The organism is Chamaesiphon sp. VAR_69_metabat_338, from assembly GCF_031423935.1.
Lineage (GTDB): Bacteria > Cyanobacteriota > Cyanobacteriia > Cyanobacteriales > Chamaesiphonaceae > Chamaesiphon.
This window is the reverse complement of record NZ_JANPGM010000740.1, coordinates 1-8,291: the sequence shown is the minus strand read 5'-3', so window position 1 is coordinate 8,291 and position 8,291 is coordinate 1. Positions and strand designations below refer to the sequence as shown.

The following is an 8,291-nucleotide window of genomic DNA, read 5'->3' as shown; positions in this document are numbered from 1 at the left end:
TATGACGATCGCTTACATCTATGAATAGGTGGCAACATCTCGGTCTAGTCTCCAGCGCGCTGCTATTAGTCACGAGTTGCGCTGGGAGTAATAATTCGCCCAACGAGATCGCCAGTAGCGACGCGGGCAGAATTACAGTCGGGACGACGCAAAAGCCGCGTACCCTCGATCCGGCGGATGCTTATGAATTGAGATCGATCGCCTTAATTCGGAATTTGAGCGATCGATTGTACACTTACGATCCGGGCAGCACCGAACTCAAACCCCAGTTAGCCACCGCATTACCCACAGTCAGCGCGGATGGATTGACATATACGATTCCGATCCGGCAGGGGGTGGTTTTTCACGATGGTACCCCGTTTAATGCAGCGGCGATGGCTTTCTCGCTCCAACGGTTCATTCAAAATAAAGGTAAACCGTCATCGTTATTATCAGACAGGATTGCGACCGTAACCGCTACGGGGACTTACGAGCTGACGATTAAGCTCAAAAAACCGTTTAGTGCGCTGGCTTCCGTCTTGGCATTTCCTGGCACCTGCGCGGTATCGCCCAAAGCTTATAAAATCGGCAAAAATGTATTTGAAGCTAATACCTTTGTCGGTACGGGGCCTTATAAACTCACAGAGTACGGTACAGATCGAGTCAAACTAACGGCATTCGATCGCTATTGGGGGGCAAAACCGCTCAATCGGGGCATTAACCTCCAAATTTTCAACAACAACTCCGCCAATCTCTATAACTCCTTCCGCACTGGTGCCGTCGATGTCGCCTTCCAAGCCCTCGAACCAGATCAAGTCAAGAGCCTGGAAGAAGGAGCCAAAGCGGGTCAATGGCAATCGATCGCGATTGATGGTAGCGTTACCAGTTACCTGATCCTGAATGTCCTTCAAAAGCCTCTCGATAACCCGCTAGTACGTCAAGCCCTGGCGGCATTAGTCGATCGACCCACCATCAACGAACGGGTCTTATACGGGCAGGGCAACCCCTTATACAGCATCCTCCCCAGTACTTTTAGCGTCTCCCAACCTGGTTTTAAATCTGCCTATGGCGACGGCAATATCCCCAAAGTCAAACAACTCCTCACCCAAGCCGGATTTTCGCCCCAGAAACCTGCCAAAATCCAAATCTGGTATCCCTCCGGCTCGACCCCCCGTCGCCTGACTGCGGGCTTTCTCCGCGCCTATGCCAAGCAAAAATTGGGCGGGATGCTGGAGATCGAACCCAACACGATCGAATCAGCTTCCTTCTTTAAATACGCCAGCAAAAATATCTATCCCGCCACCCTCCAAGATTGGTATCCCGATTTTCTCGACCCCGACAACTTCGTCCAACCCTTCCTCGAATGCCCCAAAGGTTCGGCAGCCAAAGGCTGTGAAGATGGCAGCAGCCAATCCCAAGGATCGTTTTATTATAGCGATCGGATGAATCAACTCATCGCCGCCCAAGGCAAAGAAGCCGACCCCACCAAGCGCAAACAAATCTACGCCGACATCCAAACCCAAATCCAACAAGATGTCCCCCTGATTCCCCTGTGGCAAACCAAAGATTTTGTCTTCGCTAAAAAAGGCATGAGCGGCATCAAGATCGATCCGTTGCAGAATTTGTTGTATTCGCAAATGAAGAAGTAGGGGATAGAGAATAGGGAATAGGGAATAGGGAATAGATAGCTAAAAAACTTTGTTTTTTTAATAGCTAATTTGGCTCTTATTTTCATGCCGATAATATAACTAACCTCTAACCTCTAACCTCTAACCCCTATCCCCTATCCCCTATCCCCTAGATTATGTCTCGCTCCAAAACCCTCCAATACTACCTAGCCGCACGATTGCTCCTAGCTCCCTTGATGTTATGGACGATCGTGACGCTTGTATTTTTCTTACTCAAAGCGACACCTGGCGATCCGGCGGATGCGTTCTTGGGCAACCGGGCATCTGAAGAAGTTAAGGCCGAATTGCGCCAGCAATTAGGACTCGATCGACCAGTTTATATCCAGTATTTTAGTTACTTATTCAACCTACTGCGTGGAGATTTTGGGAAGTCGATTACGAGTTCTGGCAAAGAAGTTTTGGATGTGATTCGGGAGAACTTTCCAGCTACTTTAGAACTAGCGATCGGGAGTATGCTAATCGCTTTTATCGTCGGTGTAACTGTCGGGACAATTTCGGCCTCGCGTCCGGGTACAGTTTCCGAAGCTGGCGGCAGATTATTTGGCATCATTAGTTATTCCCTCCCGATTTTTTGGGTGGGGATGTTATTGCAATTAATATTTGCCGTACAATTACATATCTTCCCCCTGGGTGGCAGATTTCCGGCTAATTTAACCCCGCCTGCTAAGATTACCGGACTTTATTCGATCGATAGTTTATTACATTTCGATCTGGGCAGCTTTTTTGTCTCGCTCCATCATCTGGCTCTACCCTGTCTGACATTGGGCGTTCTCCTCAGCGGTATCTTCGAGCGAATCGTGCGAGTGAATCTCAAGCAAAGTATGAAAGCCGAATATGTTGAAGCGGCTAGAGCTAGAGGTATTTCTGAGAATAAGATTCTGATCTCCCACTCGCTCAAAAATGCGATGATTCCGGTGATTACCGTCTTGGGTTTAACCACTGCTTCGCTGCTTGGCGGTGCCGTTCTGACAGAAGTTACTTTTTCGTGGCCGGGGTTGGCGAGTCAATTGTATGAAGCAATTTCCAATCGGGACTATCCCACGGTTCAGGGAATTATGGTGTTTTTTGCCGCGATCGTAGTGATTGCTAGTATCCTCATCGATCTCATCAATGCCTGGATCGATCCGCGCATCAAATACTAACAATCTCCGCCACAGTAGCTATGAATCGCTGCAAAATGTCCGATTTCGGGGCGATACGCCTGGTACACAATTACCCCTTCCCCATCAAATTGCGCTAGAATGTAACGACCGATTTTTGCTAATCTGGTCTGCTGTGCTGTGTAACTGGTGGAAATAAGACGCATGGACGATAACGAATTTCAGTTAGAAGCACCATTTAAACCGACAGGCGACCAACCTAAAGCGATCGAGCAACTGGTAGCTGGGTTAAAATCCGAACAGCGGTTTCAAACTCTACTCGGGGCGACGGGTACGGGTAAAACATTTACGATCGCAGCCACGATCGCCCAGCATCAGAAACCGACATTAGTATTAGCTCATAATAAGACATTAGCGGCGCAATTATGTAACGAATTGCGGCAATTTTTTCCGCATAATGCTGTCGAGTATTTTGTTTCTTATTACGATTATTATCAGCCAGAAGCATATATTGCCGTTAGCGATACTTTTATCGAAAAAGCATCGGCAATTAATGAAGAAATTGATATGTTGCGGCATTCGGCGACGCGATCGTTGTTCGAGCATCGGCATGTAATTGTAGTGGCTTCGATTAGTTGTATTTATGGTTTGGGTACGCCTGCTGAATATCTCAAAGCAGCAATTCCGCTGAAAGTGGGGATGGAAATCGACCAGCGGGAGATGTTGCGACAGTTAGTTTCGGTGCAATATAGTCGCAATGATATAGACTTAAAACGCGGTAATTTTCGGGTGCGGGGCGATGTAGTGGAGATCGGGCCTGCTTATGAAGATCGGATCGTGCGGGTGGAATTTTTTGGCGACGAAATTGAAGCGATTCGCTATGTCGATCCGGTAACGGGGGAAATTCTCAATACATTAGGCGGTTTAAATATCTATCCGGCACGGCACTTTGTGACGCCTGAAGATACGTTGCAAGATGCTTGTAACGATATCGATGCGGAGTTAAAGCAGCGAATCGTCGAGTTAGAAACTAATGGTAAATTAATCGAAGCTCAACGGATCGACCAGCGGACGCGTTACGATCTGGAAATGTTGCGCGAAGTCGGTTTTTGTAACGGCGTGGAAAATTATTCACGCCATTTAGCCAGAAGGAATGCTGGCGATCCGCCGGAATGTTTGTTGGATTATTTCGATGATGATTGGTTATTGGTCGTTGATGAATCTCACGTCACCGTTCCCCAAATTCGGGGGATGTACAATGGCGATCGCGCGCGCAAAACCGTCCTGATCGATCATGGTTTTCGGTTGCCCAGTGCGGCAGATAATCGCCCATTAAAGGCGGATGAATTCTGGGAGAAGGTAAATCAATGTATTTTCGTTTCTGCGACTCCTGGTGAGTGGGAAATGGAACTCTCAGAGGATCGGATCGCTCAACAAATCATCCGTCCGACGGGTGTCATCGATCCCGAAATCTTCGTGCGTCCGACGGAGGGACAAGTCGATGACTTATTAGGTGAAATTCGCGATCGAGTCAAGCTCAACGAACGCGTATTAATTACGACGTTAACTAAACGAATGGCTGAAGATTTGACCGAATATTTTCACGAACGCGATGTCCGAGTAAAATACCTCCATTCAGAAATTCAATCGATCGAACGAATCGAAATTATTCAAGGTCTTCGCAATGGCGAGTTTGATGTCTTAATTGGGGTCAACTTATTGCGGGAAGGTTTGGACTTACCGGAAGTATCTTTAGTCGCAATTCTCGATGCCGATAAAGAAGGCTTCTTGCGTTCGACGAGATCGCTCATTCAAACGATCGGACGTGCGGCGCGACACATTCGCGGACAAGCCATCTTATATGCCGATCGATTGACCGATAGCATGATTGCCGCGATCGATGAAACCGAACGCCGCCGGAATATTCAAACAGCGCACAACAAAATTAATAATATTACTCCCTACTCGATCGTCAAAACAGGCACTAATTCGATCCTGCAATTTCTCGATCTCTCGCGTCGCTTGAATGCTCAACAATTGGAGGCAGTGATCGAACACGTCGATGAATTATCCCTCGAACAAATTCCCGATGCGATCGTCCAATTGGAAGCAGAAATGAAAGTAGCAGCTAAGGAGTTGGAGTTTGAAAAAGCCGCCACATTACGCGATCGGATCAAGCAATTGCGGAGTAAACTTGTTGGTAATGTATAACTAAGCAATCCTATTTGATTTGTAAGAATATCGTAGGGTGTGTTATCGCGAAGCGTAACGCACCAAAGAGAGTAGCTAGGCGGAATTAAATGTGAGATGCACCTTTTGCCCTCACCCCCAGCCCCTCTGTCTTGATTCGCTAAACCCTCGGGGAACCCGAGGAGCGCGAATCGCTCCCAAGCTTGGGAGAGGGGAGCCAGAGCCGGAGGCGAGGGCGATTTCGTCATTGTTACTTTAACTATGTCCAGCTACTTAGCTATAGCAATCTTATTTGATTTGCAAAAATATTGTAGTAACACACCAAAGGGAATAGTTAACGATCGCCACTACCTAGCAGCAACCATTCTCGCCGTGTCATGCTCATTTTATTGGCTTCGACCCAGTACTCCTGTTTTTTAAATGCGTGGGGAATATATGCGATAAATTTCATCCCGACTTTTTCGAGCACGCGCCGACTACTTTTATTCCAGAGGGCGTAACTCGCTACGATCTTAATTGCGCCTAGCTCCTCAAATCCAAATGTCAAAATCGCGCTGACAGCTTCAGTCATGTAACCCTGTCCTTGATGCTCTGGATGCGTCCAAAAGCCCAGATTCCACTCATCTACACGGCTGGTTTTGCGGATGCCTACGCGTCCCAGCAAGGTATTTGTTGTCAGATCGGCGATCGTCATGCCATAGGTAATCCCCTCATCCCACTCGCGCCAACTCTCTGGTAATGCCCCCTCCAGCTCGTCCATAGTGGCTGCAGGTTCCCCCGGCATCCCATCATAAAAGCCGGCAAACCGAGTCGCTGCAAAAACATGGGGCAGATCTGCCGCGATCGGACGGCGCAGCAGACATCTGGCTGTCTGAATTGTAAAATCGGGGGGAATAACTCTTTGCATCTCTCAAACACTACATTTTCTCGATCTTTGATGTTAGCGTATCTACAGCTTATCCCGATTTCTAGAGTGCAAAATGACACTTACAGCCGCACAAGATGAAAAAAGTGTTATCGATCGCGGGAATCTGGCTCGTCGGACTACTGTTATTAGTGGGATTGTTTCTGAGTATCTGGATTGTCGTACCCGCACCGATTTTTGCGCTCTTGCCCTTGAGTGTGGGCGCGCCAGAAATTAGCCCTGCTTTACTATTGTTTAATATGTCGATCGCGATCTGTGTCGGCACGCTCTTCTGGTTGAGAGCTTTTAAACCTCAGCGGTCGTTCGTTTTCATTCTCTGCTCGCTCGGCTTGGCTGTGGGGTTGAGCGCGTGGCCATTACTGCAATTTTCCGCAACGCAGCAGCAAGCCCAAGCCGCGATCGAGACTAGTTTGGGGCAGAATTATTTGAAAGATCTGCCACCAGCACTGATTGCTAAAATGCGATCGCAACCGCTCGTTATTTGCGACATTTGGCAGGGGATTTCTAACCTACAACAGGAGACACTTGGCATCCGCAAAGTATCGATTCCTTTTGCCAATCCCGATGGCGTCGAGCTGTCGATGAATATCTATCGACCGGCTCAAGTTGGTAAATATCCCGCGCTCGTATCGATTTATGGTGGGGCTTGGCAACGCGGTAGTCCCGATAATGACGAAACGTTCTCTCGGTATATTGCTGCGCAAGGTTACGTGGTATGGGCGATCGACTATCGTCACGCGCCAGCTTATCATTTTCCAGTACAGATCCAAGATGTGCGATCGGCATTAAGATTTATCCAACAACACGCCACCGAATATGAAACAAATCTCGATCGAGTGGCAATCATCGGTCGCTCGGCTGGCTCGCAATTGGCGATGCTCGCCGCATACCAAGATCCACCCTTTCCCATTCGCGCCGTCATCGATTATTACGGCCCTGTGAACCTGACAGCGGGCTATGCCAATGTCCCGACTCCCGATCCGATCGAGTCTCGGGTAACATTACGTGCCTTTCTGGGTGGCACACCTCAAACCGTGCCCGAACTCTATCGCCAAGCTTCGCCCATTAATGCCGTCAAACCCGATCTACCTCCATCGCTACTCATCTACGGCGGCAAAGACCGGATCGTGGAAGCTAAGTATGGCAAGTACCTCGCCCAGCAATTGCGATCGCCAGGAAATCGCGCGGTTTTCATCGAGATTCCGTGGGCGGATCATGCTTTCGATGCGGTTTTTTCGGGGATGAGCAGTCAACTGGCACTTTATTATACCGAGCGATTTTTAGCTTGGGCACTATACAAGTAAGTTGCTGCAACTGAATCTCGATCGTCCTGAAGCTGCGATTGCCCCTAAATACTGGGATTGACAAAGTTGCTAGGGTGAGAAGGTCGATCGAAAAGTTATTCCTTTCGATAGAACGATTACGCAAAAGAGATCGAATATGATGCAATAAATTATACAAACATTGCTGCTCTGGAGATCGCAAATGCCGAATAACTATCCAAACCCTCAAGATCCCAATAACCTCGAAACGCAACGTAGACTAGCCCAAGCCGAAGATCGCTATGAGCGCGAACGTGAAGCCGAAGAGAATGGTACTGCCAATGGCTTATTAATCGGCAGTTTATTAGTCGGCTTAATCGGATTAGGCTCGCTCGCTTATTACTGGAATAGACCCACACCGGCACCGGCACCCACGACGATTATTAATACGACTCCGACCCCCGCAGCTTCGGTATCGCCAGCTCCCCAAAAAACGACGATAATCGATCGTACGGTCGAAAAAACCACTCCACCAAAAGTTAAGGTCGTAGAAGTCGAAAAACCCGTAGTCGTGCCCGTACCGGCAACACCAAAAGTAGTCGAAATACCCAAACCAATTATCGTCCCAGGTGCGACTAAAGTAATTGAAGTGCCTGCTAAGCCTGCTACGACAACCGCAACGCCTAGCCCGACGCCACCGGCTGCCAGTCCTACTCCAGCAGCGCAACCATCGACCCCGACTAGTGAAGGTACCAATTCAACTACGTCCCCATCTCCGAGTGATACCGCGCCAGCGAATAATTAAACCTCATATCTCTTAGGTTTGGACATCGATCGAGCTTTCGCAGATCTCGATCGAATCACATCCCAGACAACCATATTTGGCGAAATTGCCGCTTTGCTCGCGATCGAGTAAACTTGTGCCTGTAGTTGCCATTAAAGCTCTAATGACCCGATCGCCATCAATACCAGATTTACCCACCTTCTGGCCGCCTGTAGATGTATCTAGGGCGGCTTTTGTGGCAGCAAATGCAATAGTGATGGGTAATGTGTCGATCGAGTCGGGTGTCAGTATCTGGTATTTTGCAGTAGTTAGAGGCGATGTCGAGCGGATCGAGATCGGCAGTTATACGAATATTCAAGATGG

At 48.4% G+C, this 8,291-nt stretch carries 6 protein-coding genes and 1 pseudogene; 6 read left to right on the top strand and 1 reads right to left on the bottom strand.

The window, feature by feature from the left end; translation table 11 throughout:
• Nucleotides 1-20 precede the first annotated feature (20 nt).
• The 3 genes from RMO84_RS20500 (at nucleotide 21) to uvrB (ending at nucleotide 4,978) form a co-directional block, all read left to right on the top strand.
• On the top strand, nucleotides 21-1,628 hold the full coding sequence (locus RMO84_RS20500; RefSeq protein WP_310490288.1) for an ABC transporter substrate-binding protein: 1,608 nt from the start codon (nucleotides 21-23) through the stop codon (nucleotides 1,626-1,628).
• A 155-nt stretch (nucleotides 1,629-1,783) separates the two neighbouring features.
• Nucleotides 1,784-2,809 carry an ABC transporter permease gene (locus RMO84_RS20495; RefSeq protein ID WP_310490287.1) on the top strand — a complete coding sequence of 342 codons (1,026 nt, stop codon included), beginning with the start codon at nucleotides 1,784-1,786 and terminating at the stop codon, nucleotides 2,807-2,809.
• A 162-nt stretch (nucleotides 2,810-2,971) separates the two neighbouring features.
• Nucleotides 2,972-4,978, top strand: coding sequence for an excinuclease ABC subunit UvrB (gene uvrB, locus RMO84_RS20490; protein ID WP_310490286.1), 2,007 nt, complete (start codon nucleotides 2,972-2,974; stop codon nucleotides 4,976-4,978).
• Between the two features lie 313 nt (nucleotides 4,979-5,291).
• Here uvrB and RMO84_RS20485 read toward each other — a convergent pair whose 3' ends face one another.
• On the bottom strand, nucleotides 5,292-5,864 hold the full coding sequence (locus RMO84_RS20485) for a GNAT family protein (protein WP_310490285.1): 573 nt from the start codon (nucleotides 5,862-5,864) through the stop codon (nucleotides 5,292-5,294).
• Nucleotides 5,865-5,959: 95 nt separating this feature from the next.
• On the opposite strand from RMO84_RS20485, the gene RMO84_RS20480 reads away from it, so the two are divergent.
• The 3 genes and pseudogenes from RMO84_RS20480 to RMO84_RS20470 all read left to right on the top strand — a co-directional run.
• Nucleotides 5,960-7,186, top strand: a complete 1,227-nt coding sequence (locus RMO84_RS20480; RefSeq protein ID WP_310490284.1) for an alpha/beta hydrolase — start codon at nucleotides 5,960-5,962, stop codon at nucleotides 7,184-7,186.
• 181 nt (nucleotides 7,187-7,367) lie between these two features.
• Nucleotides 7,368-7,949, top strand: a complete 582-nt coding sequence (locus RMO84_RS20475) for a hypothetical protein (protein WP_310490283.1) — start codon at nucleotides 7,368-7,370, stop codon at nucleotides 7,947-7,949.
• 142 nt (nucleotides 7,950-8,091) lie between these two features.
• Nucleotides 8,092-8,291, top strand: a pseudogene (locus RMO84_RS20470) (gamma carbonic anhydrase family protein); the annotation flags it as partial.